This window comes from Corynebacterium lowii (assembly GCF_001412085.1).
GTDB lineage: Bacteria > Actinomycetota > Actinomycetes > Mycobacteriales > Mycobacteriaceae > Corynebacterium > Corynebacterium lowii.
The window spans coordinates 271,159-288,974 of sequence record NZ_LKEV01000001.1 but is presented as its reverse complement, the minus strand read 5'-3'; the positions used below and the strand labels follow the sequence as shown (position 1 = coordinate 288,974).

General features: G+C 62.9%; 19 protein-coding genes and 1 tRNA gene. 5 read left to right on the top strand and 15 right to left on the bottom strand.

Annotated elements, in window-relative coordinates; all coding sequences use genetic code 11:
- Window positions 1-49: 49 nt before the first annotated feature.
- The 4 genes from Clow_RS01340 to nth are packed head-to-tail and all read right to left on the bottom strand — an operon-like array spanning window position 50 to window position 3,120.
- Window positions 50-1,228: a MarP family serine protease gene (locus Clow_RS01340; protein ID WP_055176230.1), complete on the bottom strand. Its 1,179-nt coding sequence runs from the start codon at window positions 1,226-1,228 to the stop codon at window positions 50-52.
- Window positions 1,229-1,261: 33 nt separating this feature from the next.
- Window positions 1,262-1,927 carry an NUDIX hydrolase gene (locus Clow_RS01335; RefSeq protein WP_055175212.1) on the bottom strand — a complete coding sequence of 222 codons (666 nt, stop codon included), beginning with the start codon at window positions 1,925-1,927 and terminating at the stop codon, window positions 1,262-1,264.
- Window positions 1,924-2,481 carry a TlpA family protein disulfide reductase gene (locus Clow_RS01330; RefSeq protein WP_055175209.1) on the bottom strand — a complete coding sequence of 186 codons (558 nt, stop codon included), beginning with the start codon at window positions 2,479-2,481 and terminating at the stop codon, window positions 1,924-1,926. The genes Clow_RS01335 and Clow_RS01330 overlap by 4 nt, the downstream gene beginning before the upstream one ends.
- Window positions 2,482-3,120: an endonuclease III gene (gene nth, locus Clow_RS01325; RefSeq protein WP_055176227.1), complete on the bottom strand. Its 639-nt coding sequence runs from the start codon at window positions 3,118-3,120 to the stop codon at window positions 2,482-2,484. It lies immediately after the preceding gene.
- Window positions 3,121-3,492: 372 nt separating this feature from the next.
- On the opposite strand from nth, the gene glxR reads away from it, so the two are divergent.
- Window positions 3,493-4,176, top strand: a complete 684-nt coding sequence (gene glxR, locus Clow_RS01320; protein WP_055175208.1) for a CRP-like cAMP-activated global transcriptional regulator GlxR — start codon at window positions 3,493-3,495, stop codon at window positions 4,174-4,176.
- Window positions 4,177-4,873: 697 nt separating this feature from the next.
- Here the strand turns inward: glxR and Clow_RS01315 are convergent.
- Genes Clow_RS01315 through Clow_RS01305 form a run of 4 tightly spaced genes read right to left on the bottom strand, consistent with a single transcriptional unit; the run spans window position 4,874 to window position 6,627 of the window.
- Window positions 4,874-5,686 carry an MBL fold metallo-hydrolase gene (locus Clow_RS01315; protein ID WP_055175205.1) on the bottom strand — a complete coding sequence of 271 codons (813 nt, stop codon included), beginning with the start codon at window positions 5,684-5,686 and terminating at the stop codon, window positions 4,874-4,876.
- A gap of 40 nt (window positions 5,687-5,726) precedes the next feature.
- On the bottom strand, window positions 5,727-6,182 hold the full coding sequence (locus Clow_RS01310; protein WP_055175202.1) for a RidA family protein: 456 nt from the start codon (window positions 6,180-6,182) through the stop codon (window positions 5,727-5,729).
- Window positions 6,183-6,338 carry a Sp36 family protein gene (gene sp36, locus Clow_RS11610; RefSeq protein ID WP_156334520.1) on the bottom strand — a complete coding sequence of 52 codons (156 nt, stop codon included), beginning with the start codon at window positions 6,336-6,338 and terminating at the stop codon, window positions 6,183-6,185.
- A gap of 34 nt (window positions 6,339-6,372) precedes the next feature.
- A complete protein-coding gene (locus tag Clow_RS01305) occupies window positions 6,373-6,627 on the bottom strand; it encodes a WhiB family transcriptional regulator (protein ID WP_245625681.1) in 255 nt (84 codons plus the stop codon).
- A 234-nt stretch (window positions 6,628-6,861) separates the two neighbouring features.
- Here Clow_RS01305 and Clow_RS01300 point away from each other — a divergent pair, with 234 nt between their 5' ends.
- On the top strand, window positions 6,862-9,273 hold the full coding sequence (locus Clow_RS01300; RefSeq protein ID WP_055176224.1) for a transglycosylase domain-containing protein: 2,412 nt from the start codon (window positions 6,862-6,864) through the stop codon (window positions 9,271-9,273).
- Here Clow_RS01300 and Clow_RS01295 read toward each other — a convergent pair.
- Complete coding sequence (locus Clow_RS01295; protein WP_055175197.1) at window positions 9,239-9,706, bottom strand: GatB/YqeY domain-containing protein; 468 nt, start codon at window positions 9,704-9,706, stop codon at window positions 9,239-9,241. The genes Clow_RS01300 and Clow_RS01295 overlap by 35 nt on opposite strands.
- 46 nt (window positions 9,707-9,752) lie before the next feature.
- On the opposite strand from Clow_RS01295, the gene Clow_RS01290 reads away from it, so the two are divergent.
- Complete coding sequence (locus Clow_RS01290; RefSeq protein ID WP_082418453.1) at window positions 9,753-10,640, top strand: metallophosphoesterase; 888 nt, start codon at window positions 9,753-9,755, stop codon at window positions 10,638-10,640.
- Between the two features lie 149 nt (window positions 10,641-10,789).
- Window positions 10,790-10,866 (top strand) — tRNA-Pro (locus Clow_RS01285).
- A gap of 84 nt (window positions 10,867-10,950) precedes the next feature.
- Here the strand turns inward: Clow_RS01285 and Clow_RS01280 are convergent.
- Genes Clow_RS01280 through Clow_RS01265 form a run of 4 tightly spaced genes read right to left on the bottom strand, consistent with a single transcriptional unit; the run spans window position 10,951 to window position 13,781 of the window.
- On the bottom strand, window positions 10,951-11,976 hold the full coding sequence (locus Clow_RS01280; RefSeq protein ID WP_055175193.1) for a tyrosine-type recombinase/integrase: 1,026 nt from the start codon (window positions 11,974-11,976) through the stop codon (window positions 10,951-10,953).
- A gap of 2 nt (window positions 11,977-11,978) precedes the next feature.
- The gene (locus Clow_RS12200) at window positions 11,979-12,176 is read right to left on the bottom strand and encodes a helix-turn-helix domain-containing protein (protein WP_169786557.1); all 198 of its coding nucleotides are present in this window, start codon (window positions 12,174-12,176) and stop codon (window positions 11,979-11,981) included.
- 4 nt (window positions 12,177-12,180) lie between these two features.
- Entirely contained in the window at window positions 12,181-13,437 is a 1,257-nt protein-coding gene (locus Clow_RS01270; protein ID WP_055175187.1) for an FtsK/SpoIIIE domain-containing protein, read from the bottom strand.
- Window positions 13,437-13,781: a hypothetical protein gene (locus Clow_RS01265; protein WP_055175183.1), complete on the bottom strand. Its 345-nt coding sequence runs from the start codon at window positions 13,779-13,781 to the stop codon at window positions 13,437-13,439. Before Clow_RS01265 ends, Clow_RS01270 begins: the two co-directional genes overlap by 1 nt.
- Before the next feature lie 100 nt (window positions 13,782-13,881).
- On the opposite strand from Clow_RS01265, the gene Clow_RS01260 reads away from it, so the two are divergent.
- Complete coding sequence (locus Clow_RS01260) at window positions 13,882-14,772, top strand: helix-turn-helix domain-containing protein (RefSeq protein WP_082418450.1); 891 nt, start codon at window positions 13,882-13,884, stop codon at window positions 14,770-14,772.
- Window positions 14,773-15,251: 479 nt separating this feature from the next.
- Here Clow_RS01260 and Clow_RS01255 read toward each other — a convergent pair whose 3' ends face one another.
- Together Clow_RS01255 and Clow_RS01250 are read right to left on the bottom strand one after the other, a co-directional pair.
- Window positions 15,252-16,349: a replication initiator gene (locus Clow_RS01255; protein ID WP_307303201.1), complete on the bottom strand. Its 1,098-nt coding sequence runs from the start codon at window positions 16,347-16,349 to the stop codon at window positions 15,252-15,254.
- Between the two features lie 492 nt (window positions 16,350-16,841).
- Complete coding sequence (locus tag Clow_RS01250) at window positions 16,842-17,813, bottom strand: endonuclease/exonuclease/phosphatase family protein (RefSeq protein ID WP_156334518.1); 972 nt, start codon at window positions 17,811-17,813, stop codon at window positions 16,842-16,844.
- Between the last annotated feature and the right edge of the window lie 3 nt (window positions 17,814-17,816).

Genomic DNA, 17,816 nt, shown 5'->3' with positions numbered 1-17,816 from the left:
ACCCCACCGCGTCGCAGCCGCGCCCCTAGCGAGCAGCCCCCGCCGCTCGCTACCGCGCCACGCACTCCCCCGTAGCCACCGGCTGCGTCAAAGCCGTGATCTCCCCAATGCGTTCGCGCGCCTCCCGGCCCGTGAGCGCATAGCCAGTATCCGACTGATCCACCGAGGCCCCAAAGACCACGCCGAGCACGGCACCGGATTCGTCCAAGAGCGGCCCGCCGGAATTACCCTCACGCACGGAGCCGCGCACGGTATAGGCCTCGCGCTCAAAGCGCCCCGAGGCGTAAATATCCGGCCCAGCAATGGTCAGGGCCTCGCGCACGCGGGCCGGGGCGGCCTCGAAGGGGCCGGACTCCGGGAAGCCCATCACCATCGCGTCTTGCCCCGTCTCCGCGGTGTAATCCGCCCAGGCCAAGGGGGCCAGCCCCAAACCGGGGCTGTGCAGCACCGCAATATCCATCTCCGGGTCATAGAGAACCACCTGAGAATCACGCACCCCCACGGCGGTATCCAGGCGTACCTGATTGGTGCCTGCCACCACGTGAGCATTGGTAATCACGTAATCCGGGGCGGCCACAAAGCCAGAACCCATGAGGCGGCGTCGGCAGCCGGGGGCATCGCCCATCACGTGAATCACGCTCGGGCGCAGTTGCTCCACCAGAGCAACGTTATCCACCTGAATCTTCGGGGCCTCCACCTCGGGAGAAATCCCTTGCCCAAAGGGGGAGATCACCGGCGGTAGGCCGGTATCGGAAAGCAGGGCGGAGATCTTCGAGGGCAGGCGCGAGGCCGAATCCGGCACCACGCGATCCACCCCCGCCAAAATGCGCGAACTTTGAATCCCCGTCGCCAATTGTCCGCCCACACCCGTGGCGGCTGGAATAGACACCAACCACACCACCACCAGGGTGACCGCCACCTGGAATAGCGCCCCCAGCCCGGAATCCACCTTGACCGAGGAGCGCGTTTTCATGCCATTGCGCAGCGCGGAGCCAATCATGCCGCCCACGAGGTTGCCCACCGCCACAAGCAGCAGCAATACCCCCACGGCCATGAGGAAGCGCAGGCCCACCGAATCCGTCAGCGGCATGACCAAAGGCATGAGACCGGCCCCCGCGATGAGACCGGCCAGCACTCCCACGGCGGAGAGAAAAGAAGCCACGCCGCCCTGCCGCCAGCCGCCGAGCAGCGCCAACAGGCAGGCAAAGGCAATGAGCACATCAACCATCACACCGGGATTCACTTGCGGGGTTCCGCCCTTTCACATCTCATTATTCCGCGAGGCCGCCAACGCCTCGCCCAGATCCACCACGCGCTCGTGGTCCCAGGGCTGGGTCCAGCCGGCGGCGTCGATAAGCCCCGCCAGCAGTGCGCCGGTAAAACCCCACACCAGATAGCCGTGGCTGCGGAAGGCGGGGCCGGACCAGCCCTGCCACCCCACGGTGAGGCGATGGGCGGGGTCGATGAGCTCAGCGAGGGGAGCGTCAAAAACATCATCGGTCTCCTCCGGACTCGCGGGATAAACCGCCCCGGACTCCTCCCGATACGCCAGCACGGGGTGCACCATCGCACCGCTGACGCGCACGCTGATCGGCGGCAGCGTCACCAAGGGGGTAACGGTAGCGCTCCCCAAGCCGGTCTCCTCCCACGCCTCACGCAGCGCCGCCCCCACCGGCCCCGCATCGCCGGGATCAATGTGACCTCCCGGAAAGGCCACCTGCCCCGCGTGGGCGCGCATCGTGGGCGTGCGGTGGGTGAGCAGCACGGCGGCCTCGTCAGGCAAGGTGTGCGCGGCGGGGTCACCGGAAAGCGCCATGAGTACCGCCGCTTCTCGACGCCCCCTAGCCCCCTCCGCCTCACGCCCCGGGGTGGGTACCGCGCCCTTCTCTGCGGCGCGCTTGAGGGGGAGCAACCACGGGGGGATCATGCGGTGGCCTCCTGTACGTCGCGCTCAATATCCTCCACGCGCGTATAGGGCTTGGGCAACATCTTGAGCACCTTTCCATCGCGTACCACCAGAGTAATGGGGACCACACCGGGCAGTTCTAGGGCACCGGCAAAGGAATTATCGTCATCCTGGAAGCTCGGCAGGTCCACGCCCAACTCGTTGAGGAGGGCCGCACCACTGGCCGCGCGGGCGTCGGCATGCACCCCCACCACCCGATACTCCGGGTGCGCCTGCGCAAAACTCTCCATGAGCGGCAATTCCTCACGGCACGGCGCGCACCACCAGGCCCAGACGTTAACCACCGTCACGGCCCCCTCGCTCAACTCCTCCTGGTCAGCATTCGACGCCCCCAGGCAGGGCAGCTCCACCCCGGCTACCCCGCGCGCCGCGCACTCCGGGCGCTGCGCGACCTCGGCTTCCTGCTGCTCCGCCTCCTGCGTCTCCGGGCCGCGCATCATGCCCGGCACCACCGCCAACAACAGAGCCAGCACCGCGAGGACGGCCACAACATAGCCCACTACCTGCTTTTTCACCTATGCTCCCCTCGACGGGCAATCCGCCACCACCGGGCACTGGCCGCACAGGGGCGTGCGCGCCTTGCACACGCGGCGGCCGTGGAAGATCATGCGGTGCGAGAACATCGTCCACTCCGGGCGCTCGATAAGCTCCGTGAGATCCCGCTCCACCTTGAGCGGGTCCTTCTGCTCGGTCAGACCCATGCGACGGGCCAGGCGGCCCACGTGCGTATCCACCGCCATGCCGGGCACCCCAAAAGCATTACCCAGCACCACCAACGCCGTTTTACGGCCCACCCCCGGCAGGCTCACCAGGTCCTTCATATTGCCTGGCACCTCGCCGCCAAAGCGGCCGACGAGCGCCTGCCCCATGCCTACGAGATTGCGCGCCTTCGAGCGATACAAACCCGTGCTGCGGATGTACTCGGCCACCTCTTCCTCCGAGGCCCGCGCGTAATCCTCCGCGCTGCGGAAACACTCAAAGAGGGCGGGGGTAACTTTATTGACCCGCTCATCCGTGCACTGCGCAGACAGCACCGTGGCCACGGTGAGTTCCAGGGGATTGGAATGCACCAGCTCGCAATGAGCATCGGGATAGGCCTGCGCCAACGCTCGATTAATACGACGCGCGCGGCGAGTAAGAGCGAGATCGGGCATACCCATTAGTGTGCCATTTTCCACTCACACAACATATTTACTCCCCGGTGGGCATCGTACCCAGCTAGTTCAAATACCTAAGAAACTGTTAGTTATAGACCAATAAAGAACTGCTATAGAATCCCCACTAGCAGGTCACATCCCGAAACCTCGGGCGCACCTGCCGGGCCGCACGCGGTTACCGTGCAAGGAGAACCAACTTCCTTGTACAGTGGGTGCTGGTTCACAATTTCACGTTAATACGCAGATTCAATCCGGGATAGACACTATTAGCGCGAGTACACCAGGCGGGCGTACTCCACCTGCCCTACCACCGCTGGTATGCAGACACAGGGTCCGGAGTTCTGCGTCCGTACCTTGAATGGAGAAACTGTGGAAGTTGTACAAGACATCCTCTCGCGCGCCGGAATCTTCCAGGGCGTAGACCCCACGGCCGTGCACAACCTCATCCAAGATATGGAGACCACCCGGTTCACCCGTGGCTCCACCATCTTCAACGAAGGCGAGCCCGGCGACCGCCTCTACATCATCACCTCGGGCAAAGTGAAGCTCTCGCGTCACTCCCCTGACGGCCGCGAAAACCTCCTCACCATCATGGGCCCCTCGGACATGTTCGGTGAACTCTCCATCTTCGATCCCGGCCCCCGCACCTCCTCCGCCGTGTGCGTCACCGAGGTTCACGCCGCCACGATGGATGCCGCCATGCTGCGCCAATGGGTAGACGAGCACCCCGAGATCGCCCAGCAACTGCTGCGCGTTCTCGCCCGCCGCCTCCGACGCACCAACGCCTCCCTGGCCGACCTCATCTTCACCGATGTGCCCGGCCGCGTGGCCAAGACGCTGCTGCAACTGGCCAACCGCTTTGGCACCCAAGAAGGCGGCGCGCTGCGCGTGAACCACGACCTCACCCAGGAGGAGATTGCCCAGCTCGTAGGTGCTTCCCGTGAGACCGTGAACAAGGCCCTGGCCACCTTTGCCCACCGCGGTTGGATTCGCCTGGAAGGCAAGTCCGTACTCATCGTGGATACCGAGCACCTGGCCCGGCGCGCGAGGTAGTTTGCCAGAGCGCTTGGGGGTGGGGCTTGTGGGCGTTTAGGGCGCCCGCGTTTTGTGGAGCTTGTGGAGCGCCCGTGTTTACAGAGCGTCCGCTCAGTCTTTTTTGAGGACTGGGTGGGCGCTTTCGTTGGTGGCGGGGTGGGTTGCTGATGGGTTGACGGCGGCAGCAGCGCTAAGGGGTGCCATTGGGTGAGTTTTGGGGCTCGGGGTTCCGGTAGTGGCACGCTTTAGGGTTGTTTGGACTTTGAGGGAGTTGGCCGGGGAGATTAGCCGCGCGTGTTTTCCAGGGACAGCAACCCCCGGCTCATCCACGTACCCAAACCAACTACGGCGCTTACGACACTAAGGAGTGCCACTACCACCAGCCGATGCCGCCACGAACCCACAACGGCACCCCTTGGGGTTGTGGTGGTTGGCCGGATCAAGACGCCGGGGCTGTTGGCTGAGGTCCCGGCCGCCAACCCACCACGTACCCACCCGCCCACAGCACTTTGGGGTGCCACTGGCGGGAGGGGCGGCGTCGATAAGCGGGCAGTGGCACCCCTTGCGGCCGCAACAACACCAGCGCAACCCCAAGGGGTGCCACCTCGGGGCGTGGGAGCGCCAATACACTCCTACTGGCACCCCAAAGCGCCGCCGCACCAACACAAAAAAGAAGGAGCCCCAGGGGCTCCCTCTCCGCAAACAGCAGCGGAACTTACTCGTTGTCCTCCAGGTACCGCAGGGCGACCCGCGTGGATTGCTCGGCGGCGCCGCGGAGAACGGGGTCAACGTCGTCGTACATCACGTCGATCAGGGTGCGCAGCTCAATGTCCTTGCCATGTTCCTCCCAGGCCTGGCGAATCTGGTCGAGGCGGTATTGGCGGCGGTCGATGTACTTGCGGGCGAACGCGGCGGTATCCTCGCCGTCCGGCCCATGACCGGGCAGCAGGGGAATGTCCTTGCCACGGCGCTCTAGGAGTTCCAACGAGGCGAGGTAATCGCGCAGGTTACCGTCGGTCTCGGAGATCATCGTGGTGTGGCGGCCCGCGATGGTGTCGCCGGTGATGATGCCTTCCAAGGTGGATTCACCGGGGGTTCCCGACCACACAAAAAAAGAGGTGGAATCACCCGTGTGACCGGGGGTGTGCACCACCTCCACCTGGGGGGTTACCCCTTCCAGGGAAAGAATCTCACCGTCGCGGAAAGGCTCGCCGCCGTGGCACTGCGCGGGGTCCATCGCCCGGATGGGAGCGCCCGTGAGTTGCCGGAATCGCGGGGCGCCATCGGCGTGATCGTGATGGCGGTGCGTCAGGGCGATGAGCGCCACCTCCCCGGCCTTGGAGTGCACCACATTCAGGTGCCCCTCATCTTCCGGGCCGGGATCCACGATGAGGCAACGCTCATCGTCTGGGCCCTTGATAACCCACGTATTTGTGCCTTCCAGTGCGGCGTAACTGGGATTGGGGCACAGGACAACAGAGGCCGAGGCGGTAACCGGCCGAAGCTGGCTATAGGCGGGATGCTGCATATCTTTTAGCTTAGCGCCCTACGGGTGCGGGTGCCCATACTTAAGCGTGAAGTTCTACGATCACTTCCACCTCAACCGGGGAATCCAGCGGCAATTCCGCCACTCCCACGGCGGAACGCGCATGCACGCCGGCCTCGCCAAAGATCTCGCCTACCAGCTCGGAAGCCCCATTAATCACTTGCGGCTGACCGTGGAAATCCGGGGCGGAGGCAACAAAGCCCACCACCTTCACCACGCGCTTGATCGAGTCGATGCCCACGAGGGCGTCGATAGCCGCAAGTGCATTAAGCGCGCACAACCGGGCGTGACCAGCGGCCTCCTCGGGGGTGACCTCCGCACCCACCTGGCCGGTGGCGGGCAGCGCCCCCTCGACGAAGGGGAGCTGCCCGGAGGTCCATACCTGGTTGCCCACCTGCACGGCGGGAACATAGGCGGCCACCGGGGCGGCCACGGCGGGCAGGGTGATGCCGAGTTCGGCAAGTCGCTCGGAGATCATTTACTGCACCTCACGCTTGAGGTAGGCCACCACATTTTCCGGGTTCGGCCCCGGCATGACGGTGACGAGTTCCCAGCCGTCCTCACCCCAAGTATCGAGGATCTGCTTGGTGGCGTGAGTGAGCAAAGGCACGGTTGCGTATTCCCAAGTTGTCATGCACAACACTGTAGCCGGGACTGTGGCCGGGCGATTACCACCCCGGAAGATCCCCACCGGCCGCAAAGTAATCGGCCCAGCTGGTGATCTCGGGGTTCTTGCGCAAGATCGCGCGACGCTGGCGCTCGGTGAGGCCACCCCATACGCCGAACTCCACCCTGTTATCCAGGGCGTCGGCACGGCAAATGCTCATCACGGGGCAGCCCTGGCAGATATATACGGCCTTGCGCTGCTCGGCCCCCTGTACGAAGAGGGCGTCGGGGTCCACGTGGCGGCACTGCGCTCGCATGACCCATTCATCGCGGTCACGCACGATGTCCGTGGGGCATTTTTCCGCCCCGTAATCGAGGAAAGCATTGTCGCATTCATAGACAAGGGAAGCGGTCATTACTGCACTCCTTTGGTATACCTATGCTTTTCGTTGGGTAAGTGTAGTCACATGGGTGTACCCATGTCGAATGAGTCACACAAAAGGGGGAGGTTGGGGTTCCTGTTTGAGGCCAAAATGCGTAGGGTTGAGCACGTGTCTATCGCTAAATCGCTGACGACGATCCTCAGCACCACCGTGAGCATCGGGGTGGTCTCCGCCATCGCGCTGTCCCCCGCTGCGGGCGTCGCCGGAATCGCCGTACAGCGCACTAGTTCAACGATGGAATCCAACCTCGCGGACCTCACCGATGGTCACGCCCCCGGCGTCACCACCATCACCGATGTCACCGGCGAGCCGATGGCGTGGATCTACGATCAGCGCCGCTACGAGGTCCCCTCGGAGGGAATCTCGCAGTCGATGAAGGACGCCATCGTCGCCATCGAGGATCGTCGTTTCTACGAGCACGAGGGCGTGGATATGCAGGGCACCATGCGCGCCCTGGTCACCAACCTGACCTCCGGCGGCGTCTCCCAGGGTGCCTCCACCCTCAACCAGCAGTACGTGAAGAACTACCTGCTCTTCGTCGCGGCCGACGACGACGCCGAGCGCAGCGCCGCCACCGAAACCTCCATCCCGCGCAAGCTCCGCGAGATGCGTATGGCCTCGGACCTGGACAAACTACTCACCAAGGACGAGGTGCTCACCCGCTACCTCAACCTCGTGCCCTTCGGCAACAACAGCTTCGGCGTGGAGGCCGCCGCCCGCACGTACTTCGGCATCAGCGCCGCCGAACTCACCGTGCCGCAGGCCGCCATGCTCGCCGGAATCGTGCAATCCTCCTCGGTGCTCGACCCCTACTCCAACCCCGAGGGCGTCACCGCCCGCCGCAATACCGTGCTCGATGCGATGGTCTCCTATGGGGCTCTCGACGCCGCCCAGGCCGAGCAATACAAGCTCCGCCCCCTGGGCGTACAGGAGCAGCCGGAATCTCTGCCCAACGGGTGCATTACCGCCGGCGACCGCGGCTTCATGTGTGATTACGCCCTGAACTACCTAGAGGCCAAGGGCCTGCCCAAGGACGTGCTCACCAAGGGCGGCTACACCATCCGCACCACCCTGGACCCGCAGGTGCAAGACGCCGCGCGCAATACCGTGACCGCCAACGTCAACCCCGGCACCCCAGGGGTGGCCGAGGTGCTTAACGTGGTGCGCCCCGGTGAGGACTCCCGCGATATTCTCGCCATGACCTCCTCCCGCAACTACGGCCTGGACCCGGAAAACGGAGAAACGCTCATGCCCCAACCCACCTCGATGGTGGGCAACGGAGCGGGATCGGTGTTCAAGGTCTTTACCGCAGCCGCGGCCATCAATAACGGCATGGGGCTGGAAACCATGCTGAACGTGCCCGAACGCTTCGAGGCCGTGGGCATGGGCGAGGGCGGCGCCGAAAACTGCCCGGCCATGACCTACTGCGTGGAAAACGCGGGCACCTACGCCCCCCAAATGACGCTCAAGGACGCCCTGGCCCAATCCCCCAACACCACCTTCGTGGAACTCATCCAGCAAGTAGGGGTGGCCCCCGTGGTGGACCTCGCCGTGGGACTGGGACTGCGCTCCTACGCCGTGCCCGGCAGCTTTGATGGAGAGGCCTCCATCGCGGACTACATGAAGGATCACAACCTGGGTTCCTTCACGCTAGGCCCCACGGCCGTCAACGCACTGGAGCTCTCCAACGTGGGGGCCAGCATCGCCTCCGGTGGGCGCTGGTGCGAACCCAACCCCATCGCCTCCATCACGGATAGCGACGGCAACGAGATTCCCCTTGAACGTCCCGAATGTGAGGACGTCCTAGATACCCAAACCGCCAATGCCCTCATGCATGGGCTTTCCGAGGACGCTGTTTCCGGCACCGCCTCCCGCGCCGCGCAGGCCGTGGGGTGGGGTTCCCCCGTCGCCGCCAAGACGGGTACCACGGAATCGCATATGTCCTCCGCGTTCCTGGGCTTTAACAGCAATATCGCCGCCGCGCCGTACATCTACAACGACGGCACGCAGAACCTGCCCCTGTGCAGCGGGCCGGTGCAGCAGTGCGGCACCGGCAACCTCTTCGGCGGCAATGAACCCGCCGATACCTGGTTCCAATGGGCCAACGCCGTGCCACAGGCCGTGGGCGGCTATCTGCCCGATTACAACCGCGACCTCGACCGCGGACGCCTACAAAGCGCCCTCGATGAAGCCACCGGGAAAAACGAGAATGAGGCCCGCGCCCTCCTCGAAGAGGCGGGCCTGACCGTGAACACCCAGAGCGTGCCCGGGGAGGGAACTCCGCGCGGCATCGTCAGGGCGGCGCGCACGGAAAACCCCGAGGGGCTGCGGCCCGGCAGCCTGGTCACCCTGGACGTCTCGGATGGTTCCCGACCCACCAGGCAGCCCGAGCCCACTTCCCAGGCCCCCACCGCCTCGGTCACCCCTCAGACTTCCGAGCGCCCGGCTCTGCCCACGGTGGATACCTCGGATCTAGAGGAACTAACTAATCGCCTGCGGGAGCGCTTAGGGCAGCTTTAACCGCCCCAGAAAGGCGCTTACCATCGGCGCGGCCCGCGGCCTCGGCGGTGGCGGCCTTCATCACCTGGCCCATGTCCTTCATAGTCGGGGCCGGGTCCATGCCCGCGATGACCTTGGCTACGAGGTCTTGCAGGGCGGCGTCGTCAAGCTGCTCCGGCTGGTAGCTCTGGAGCACCTCTACCTCGGCCAGCTCGGCGTCGGCAAGCTCCTGGCGGCCATTGGTGGCGTAGACCTCGGCGGACTCGCGGCGCTTTTTGATTTCGCGGGCGATCACCTTGAGCACGTCCTCATCGGTGAGTTCGTGCTTGGTGCCCTTGGTTTCCTCCTCCTGGATGGCGGCCAGCAACATGCGGATGGTGCCGGTGCGGTTTTTATCCTTGGCCTTCATGGCTTCCTTGAGATCCCCGCGCAGGGTCGTTTTCATATCACTCATGCCTTCCGAACCTACCCCTACAGGTAGGCTCAGGTGGGTGCACACGATGAGAAAACTTGCAGCCATCCTCGGCGGCACCGGCCTGGCCACCGCCGCCTGGGGGTATACCGAACTCAACCGTTTTCAACTGCACCAGTACACCCTCCCCCTGCTTCCCCCCGGCACCCTGCGCGGGGCCGAGGAGTTCCGGCTGCTGCACGTCTCTGACCTCCACATGATCCCCGGCCAGCGCGCCAAAATCGCCTGGGTCAGCGCGCTCGACGCCCTCAACCCCGACCTCGTGGTGAACACCGGCGATAACCTCTCTGACCAGCGCGGCGTCCCCTCCGTGCTCGCCGCTCTCGGCCCGCTGCTGCAACGCCCGGGGCTCTTCGTCTTTGGCACCAACGATTACTGGGCGCCGCGCCCCGTCAATCCGCTGCACTACCTCATCGGCGGCAAGCGCACCCCCTCCTACATTGATCTGCCCTGGAAAGGCATGCGCGCCGCCTTCCTTGAACACGGCTGGCGCGACGCCAACCAGGCCCGCCACGAGTTCCAGGTGGGGCACGTGCGCATCGCCGCCGCCGGGGTGGACGACCCCCACCATGACCTCGACGACTACGAAGAAATCGCCGGGCCACCCAACCCCGAGGCCGACCTCACCCTCGCGCTCACCCACTCCCCCGAGCCCCGCGTGCTCAGCAGCTTTGCCCGCGATGGCTACCAACTCAGCCTCTCCGGGCATACCCACGGCGGCCAGATCTGCCTGCCGGGGGGCCGCGCACTGGTGACCAACTGCGGTATCGACGCCGCCCGCGTCTCCGGCCTCCACGACTTCGAGGGCATGGCCATGCACGTCTCCAACGGCCTGGGCACCTCCAAATACGCGCCGGTGCGGCTCTTCTGTCGCCCCTCGGCCACGCTGCTGCGTATTACCGAGCGCGGTGCTTAGTGGGGTACTGGGTGCGGTGCTGATCGTGGTGCCGAGTATGTTGCCCGAGCATGCTACCTGAGTATGTTGCCGAAAATGCGGGGTGGCCGGGCTTTTTCCTGGTGTTTTGCCGAATCTCGTGGGGCTGCACTAGAGTGTTGTGAGCACCGCGGGATATGGCGCAGCTTGGTAGCGCGCCTCGTTCGGGACGAGGAGGTCGCAGGTTCAAATCCTGTTATCCCGACCAATTCGATTAGACCAATGACCAGCAGCTTTCTAGTTTGCAGGTTGTTGGTCTTTTAGCATTCCCGGGCACCTTGTCACCCGCTTGTCACCCGTTGTTCATTTTCTCGTACGCCCCGAGGTCGATCCCCATCCCCAGGTAGGTCGTGTAGATCGCCGTAGTTTCGAGGTCTGCGTGTCCAAGCCATGCCTGGACGGTATTCACAGGAACACCCCTTCGCAACCAGTTGCACGCCGCACTATGCCGAAGGTCATGGATGGTGCGACCGGCTGAAATCTGTGGCCAGCTCGTGGACCTCACGAACCTCCCGCGCCAAATCTGACTACGTCCATCGCGAGAAATCAGGTACGCATCGCGTCCCCGACCAACTGCCAGTTTCTCGACTATCGGCAGCAGTCTCTGGGCAATGGGCACGATCCGCATACGTCCCGACTTCGGCGATTTCTCCTTCGCTCCCTCAGGCTGCGACCGACGCACCTGAATCCGCGGAGGTTGTTCCTTCAACTGGACATCACCAACACGCAGCGCACGGGCTTCGCCCCAACGCAATCCGGTGTACGCAAGAAACAGCACAACCTCCGCATTGAACCCGCCGATCTCCAGAGCGATTTCTTCGACTTCGGCCTCGGTGAGTGGACTGATCTGGTGCACCTTGTGCTTCCGTTTCGGTGCCTCCACCCCATCCATAGGGTTCATTGGCACATAGCCGCGTTGAGCAGCCCAGCGAAAGAAGGCACCCAGGGTATCGCAATACCTACGAACAGTCGCTGGGGACTTACTCCGCCGCCAACCATCCAGGATAAGCTGCACATCTTGAGGCTTAATGCCCCGCATCTGTCGATTCAATAACCGCGAAGGCAACTGCCCGATGACCATTTTGTCCGTGGAATGGGTGGATTCAGCGACCTCGTCCTTGCGGATCTCCAGCCACAACTCCGCCACCGTGTTAACCTTCGACACACCAAGCTTCCTAGAGAACGTAGTGTCTGCATACTTCAAACGCTCTCGTTCTTCCCAAGCTTTGGCCTCCTTCTCGGTGTCAAAGGTGGCGGAAAACTGCTGGCCACGAACCTTGACCAACCCTTGCCACTTATCACCCCGCTTTCGAGACATGGCTACCTACTCTCAAGCAGGCGGCGCACATCCGCCCGGGAATACCTCACGACACGCCCCTGAGCGATGACCGGCTCCAGAGGAGGGAACGCTAGCCGCCGCCACGAGGAGAGTGTCGAGCGGGAGATCGATAGAATCTCCGCGACCTCTCGAGGAGTCAACACCGGACCGTAGTCTGCCCAGCGAATCGGCACCTTCATTGCGCTAGCACCCATGAGATGTCCCTTTCTTAGCTTCGATACCCTCCACCCAGTGGAGGATGTCTTCATCACTGACATAGGGCGCACGCACCCGCACAGGAGCAGGCTCACCGTCAGTGCGCACATACGCCAACCCCGCAGTTGAATAACCATTGGACTCAGTTGCCGGAGCAATCTGATGTGCGACCGCTCCCATCTCAACAGCACCCACCCCGAGCACCATGTCGACCTCCTGTGCGGACTCCACACGCAAACAAATGCGGTTCATGAAATGCGGCCGATAAGCACCCAGAAGCTCCTTCTGAGGCTGCTGTGCCGCAGCCAGCACATACACCCCCGCCGAGCGCCCCTGGGACAAGATCTGCTGCAACGCGGACTTCACCGCCGCTTGCCACTTCCGGTCTTCCATGACACCCAGCGCATTGAACTCATCAATAACCAACAGCACCAAGGGGTGCTCTTCATCATGGACAAAAGAACGCCGTCCCTCCTGCTGGCGCTGCTTCATCACCCCGAGCACATCCTCGAGAACCTCTAGGATGTCCTGCCCATCAAAAGCCACCCGCTCGAAAGCCCCGTCAACACCTGCAAGCTCTGCGCGCTTCGGATCAATACCGAACAGGCGTACTCCCCCACCAGATGCAGCGAAGACATCCACAGCACTCATGACGTAACGCCACAGCACCGACCCCTTGCCAGATCCAGTTGCACCGACCACCAACGTGTGGCCGAGATTGATCCACCGCAAGGCACCCGAATCATCACGCCCCAAAAGCAACCGTCCCGAATGCACTCCAGCAGCTACCCCAGAATCGAGTCCCCCATAAGCACCCGACAGATCCGCTAGACCGAACTTCTCGGGCTCGGCACCCCGTCGATAAACCTCCACCCGAACGCGACCGCCACCCAACGGCACAGCCTTGACCTCTTGAACGCGCAACGCATCACGAATGGCATCAGCACACCCCACAATATCCTCAACGGTCATCCCTGGATTCGGGCGGACGATAAACGACAGCGCCTGTCCATCTAGCTTCTTCAGCCCCGAGACGCTGGGACGATGCCGCACCGTGCGGCGCTTGTCACCGACACCGACAACCTCAGACTTCGTGACACCAGCCCCATCCCATACGGGACGCAACCGTCGTACCAGACGTTGCGTGGGCGACATCTGAAACACCACCATCAGCACAGCCATCACAGCCAACAATGCCCATACCGCGAGCAGTGGTGCCGGCATCGAAACCCCAGCGCCGGACATTACTTACTCCCCGCAACCTTCAGACCGTCAACAACCACCACGGCCCGGACGCTGTACTGATCTTTGGGAGACACACGGAGCCGCGCTTCACCCTCACCGAGCAAAACAGTGCCAAAGGGAACCTCCGGCAGGGACTCCAGAGGCGACTCGACCTGAACCGAATCCAGGCGTTCGCCATCGATTGCGACAGCAGCCGTGAACCCGAACACCGGACGACCATCATCAAAGCGCACCGCCTGATCAGTTCGCTCACCGTTCTCGTATTTGAACTTCGGACGAGTCTCCCCCGTGGGAACCATCTGCACACGCTGGGCGTTACCCAACTTCACCATCAAACCGGCCATCACAACCTCCTTTTAATCGTTTCCGTTACCTGTAACAGGTACCTGTTACAGACATTACATGCCGGTCCCCGTTCTGGCAATAGTTCGGTAAAATAGCCCCATGTCTCCAGCTAGACGCACCGAACGATACGAAGCAGAGCACACGACCACACAGGCCTATCGCACTAACTTGCGCCGCATTAGAGAAATGCTCGGACTCACTCGTGACGAAGCCACCGCCCGCATCGAACCCCCCAAGCTCACATCCGCGATGCTTGCGCGTATAGAGACTGGCGAGCGTGGCCTATCCGTTGAAGAACTAGTGCAGCTAGCAGTGGCGTACCAAGTCCCCCCAGCAACTATCCTGATCCCCTGGTCACAGGAAGATATAGCCAAGCCCCCAGCTCTCTCCGGCGCGGATTACAAGCTCCCCCTCGAAGGTGCTCAGAACTGGACACTGAGTTACGAGTACCCCCCATACCCGAGCGCCATCACCCGCTTCGGTTCCGCCATCCAGGGCGCAATCAATGCACGCCTCTACGCGAACCCGGCCACACTCCTAGCACTCTCGAACGACCCCACACCCGACAACTACATAGCTCGCACAACGAAGGAACTTGACGCCTTCCTTGAGCCACTCACACAAGCCATCGAGAACTTCTATACGGAGGTCGCCGACTTCTGCCGATTCGACCCACGCCCCCACTTCGAAGGCTTCGAAGAGAGCGAGCAGAACGGCTCCTGGCCAGCAAGCCTCGACCCCCTCCTGCTAAAAGCGATCACCGAAGATCCCACCACAGCATTAGCCAAACTCGAGGAGAAGAGAGCTAAGGTCGCCGAGCTAAAACACGCCTACTTGAGCGGTTACGGAAAAGACGCGGTTTACTCTACCATCGGCCCTTTAAGGAACTTTCCCGAAACCGTAGAACAGCGATGTGCAGCTCTCATCTACTACCCCAAAATCTCAACGGCAATTACGTACGCCTATAACCAGCAGACAAAAACACGGTAAGGGGATCAACCCATGAACGCACTTGCCCCAACCAACCGAAGCGCAGCGTAAAGTGCCGAAGACCATCAAGCAGCAGCCTGCTAACACAGCATCACTCTTCGAGGACTAGCTCTACCGACGTAAAACCATAGCCCCTCGAAGGGGGAACTATGGAACGAACACCGTGCTGGCTGGCCCACAGCTACAGGAGCGTCTCCTGGCTATCCAGATATGTGTCAGCCCCATAGCTGCCTGGGGCACTGACCGGCGCCTGCTTGTTTGAGATTTTCTCTACTTAATCAAGGCGACACCCGCGCTGCGGGTGTCGCTGGAGGTACCGCCTGGCTTTTGTCTGACGACAAAGCCGTCGGCACCTCCCGAAGGCGCGGAGGTGGTGCCGGATCCGCTGCGAAAACAGCCCCATCGGGCATCGTTGCAATACCTGGGCATGCAAGAGAGGCGGAGCACCCCTCTCCGCCTGTGTAACGTTCCGCGCCGCACTACAACAGCATGACCTCGCTCCTTGATTGCTCCGATGCGCTACAGCTGTCTTCCCCTATGAACGCCTCCTTTAGGTGACGTTCTGCCATCTCAGCTCGTTCCATCAACTGAGCGTACCAGCGCCGCCCCGCTTGAAGATCCATACGGCGAAGCTTGCACCAACCCCACCTTTTCTTTCCCCCTCGGCTTTTTGACATTGTACTGCTCCTGGCACCCCACCGACGGTGGCACAAACTCCCGCAGGCCATCGCACCCCCTTCGCAGTGGTTACACACCATATCGCGAGCAGCGCAGTCCAAACGCTCGACGTGATCACGAGCCTCCGGACGAACAGGATGTTCGCGATCATGCATCACGTCCTTGGTCACGTATTGCAGAGCCTTCGCCAAGTAATGAGCGGTCTTCGTTTGGTCTTCCCCCGGCTTAATCTGGCGAACATCAATGGCTTTGTCACCCCAACGCCATTTGTTGCCTACAACAATGCCGGTAACGACATCGGCAATGACCTCCTCAAAACTTCTACCATGAGCCTGTGCGCTGGCCACCTGCGCCAGCCATTCCTTCCGAGAAATTCGCAGGATGACGTGGAGGTGCAGGGAGCCACGCATCTGCCACTCCGCGACCTTCACATAGTCCATCCCCGGCAGCAGCTTAGAGAGCCGCACATTGGTAGCGTTCCAGAGCTTGCCAAGGTGGTAGTTCCACTCAACGACCTCCTCATAACGGTAAGAGTCCATATCGACCGGCACCCCACGAAGACCCGTGTCCTTCACCGCATCGTGGTAGGCACCGCAAGCGCACCTGCGAGCCTGTCCCGGCTTCTTGGGCACAAAATGCACCTTCCCGAACGAGGGTGCTGTCAACGTCATGAGAAAAAAGACGCAGTCCCCTATCTCAGCCAGCTCCTTACATCCCTCCAGCAGCAGACGCTTGTAATCCCGGTAGGCAATCTGAGCACAGCCCTCACACTGAGCCTTTCGCCGAGTGCCACACCGAACGTGTTGGACACCCTCCGAAGTCAGCACCCGCACCGGACGCTGGCACACGCTCCACCGAGAAGGATCTGCGGGCTTCTCGCCCTGTTCCGAGGAGGTCATTCTTTGTCACCCGCTTGTCACCCAGTGGGGACTAAACGAGGCGTACACGGTGCACGGAACTGCACTAGTTGGACGCAAAAGAGCAGGTTAACACCTCGCTGCACCTCTTCGACTTCATTCGGGACGAGGAGGTCGCAGGTTCAAATCCTGTTATCCCGACCAGTTTTAGCAGTCTCCCCCTCACCAGGTTTTTGGTGAGGGGGAGGTTTTTGCGTGGGGGTGAGGTGGGCGGCGCGACAGCACTTAGGGGTGCCACTGGCGGGTTGGTGCGGCCTGGTGATGTGGAGGTGTCACCCCTTGGGGTTGGTGCAGCACGGTGGCGGCGCTTTGGGGTGCCGCCGTGGGGCTTATCGACGCCCCCACCCCTCCTATTGGCACCCCTTGGGGTGGGCGGCCACCCCACCCACCACACCCCGCGGCGCTAAAGGGTGCCGCTGGCGGGGCGTCGATAAGCAACCACCCGGAACTGGCACCCCTTAGCGCACGCAGCCCTCACCCCGGCAGGCGGAGAGTGGCCACGTAGGCGCGGTGGTCACCGGCGCCCACTCGTCGCACGGCGCAGTCGAGCACCTGAATATCAGGGGTCACAAACACGTGGTCAATGGGGGTGCGCAGCAGCGAGGATCGAGAAGCGGGCCAGGTGCCCTCGGGGGCGGCGGCACATTCTTGGGCGGTGTCCACCAGGCGCGTACGCGCCGCGAGCGGGCCGTGGCGCAGGGTGGCGTTGAAGTCCCCGGCGAGAATGAGCGGGCCGCGGGTGGGGTCCTCGCCAAAGGCCAGCACGCTATCGAGGTCTGCGCGCCAGCCCTCCATCGCCTCGGGCACCGGGGGCAGGGTGTGAATACCGATGATGTCCACCCCCGCAGGCAGGGCCAGGCTCGGTGTGTTCAGCGTGGTGGTTGGGCCATCAGCAGGAGTGAGTTCCCCCAACCTCGGGTGTAGGAGCATGGTGGTGGGCTCCGCGTGAATCTCTCCCAGCTCACCGGCGTAGGCAGTGCCCTCGTACTCCGTACCCTGCGCCGCGCGGGCGGCCCTGTCCGGGGAGGCATCGGGGAGCACGATCACGTCGGGGGAATAGTGCTGCGCTAATTCCTCGATGTCGCTCTGGGCCAGCGTGGCCTGGCTGTTCAGGGTGGCCACGGTGAGGGTATCTCCGCTGGCTTCCGACGCCCCCGTGGGCACCCCCACCCACGGCACCGTGGAGGGGAAGGCCGCGAATATCACCCCGGCGGCCACGAGGAACGCCCCACCGATCCTGGCGGAGCGGAAGAAAAGAGCCGTGACCAGCCCAAAGAGTACTATCCCCAGGCCCAGGAGGCGGGGAAAGGCAATGATCTGGGCGCCGAAGAGCAGAGTGCTCGCCCAGCGCGAAAACCCCGTGGAAGGCAGGGCCGCAATGGTGAGGGCAACCACGCCCACCGCGCAGAGGAGCCAACCCACGAGATTCCTGAGTGCAGCAGCCATATG

Bases quoted from the DNA above. Each gene is read 5' to 3' on its own strand.
- Clow_RS01340 (WP_055176230.1), bottom strand. From the start codon at position 1,228: ATGGTTGATGTGCTCATTGCCTTTGCCTGCCTGTTGGCGCTGCTCGGC.
- Clow_RS01335 (WP_055175212.1), bottom strand. From the start codon at position 1,927: ATGATCCCCCCGTGGTTGCTCCCCCTCAAGCGCGCCGCAGAGAAGGGC.
- nth (WP_055176227.1), bottom strand. From the start codon at position 3,120: ATGCCCGATCTCGCTCTTACTCGCCGCGCGCGTCGTATTAATCGAGCG.
- Clow_RS01315 (WP_055175205.1), bottom strand. From the start codon at position 5,686: ATGCAGCATCCCGCCTATAGCCAGCTTCGGCCGGTTACCGCCTCGGCC.
- Clow_RS01310 (WP_055175202.1), bottom strand. From the start codon at position 6,182: ATGATCTCCGAGCGACTTGCCGAACTCGGCATCACCCTGCCCGCCGTG.
- sp36 (WP_156334520.1), bottom strand. From the start codon at position 6,338: ATGACAACTTGGGAATACGCAACCGTGCCTTTGCTCACTCACGCCACC.
- Clow_RS01305 (WP_245625681.1), bottom strand. From the start codon at position 6,627: ATGCGAGCGCAGTGCCGCCACGTGGACCCCGACGCCCTCTTCGTACAG.
- Clow_RS01295 (WP_055175197.1), bottom strand. From the start codon at position 9,706: ATGAGTGATATGAAAACGACCCTGCGCGGGGATCTCAAGGAAGCCATG.
- Clow_RS01290 (WP_082418453.1), top strand. From the start codon at position 9,753: ATGAGAAAACTTGCAGCCATCCTCGGCGGCACCGGCCTGGCCACCGCC.
- Clow_RS01280 (WP_055175193.1), bottom strand. From the start codon at position 11,976: ATGTCTCGAAAGCGGGGTGATAAGTGGCAAGGGTTGGTCAAGGTTCGT.
- Clow_RS12200 (WP_169786557.1), bottom strand. From the start codon at position 12,176: ATGAAGGTGCCGATTCGCTGGGCAGACTACGGTCCGGTGTTGACTCCT.
- Clow_RS01270 (WP_055175187.1), bottom strand. From the start codon at position 13,437: ATGTCCGGCGCTGGGGTTTCGATGCCGGCACCACTGCTCGCGGTATGG.
- Clow_RS01265 (WP_055175183.1), bottom strand. From the start codon at position 13,781: ATGGCCGGTTTGATGGTGAAGTTGGGTAACGCCCAGCGTGTGCAGATG.
- Clow_RS01260 (WP_082418450.1), top strand. From the start codon at position 13,882: ATGTCTCCAGCTAGACGCACCGAACGATACGAAGCAGAGCACACGACC.
- Clow_RS01255 (WP_307303201.1), bottom strand. From the start codon at position 16,349: ATGACCTCCTCGGAACAGGGCGAGAAGCCCGCAGATCCTTCTCGGTGG.
- Clow_RS01250 (WP_156334518.1), bottom strand. From the start codon at position 17,813: ATGGCTGCTGCACTCAGGAATCTCGTGGGTTGGCTCCTCTGCGCGGTG.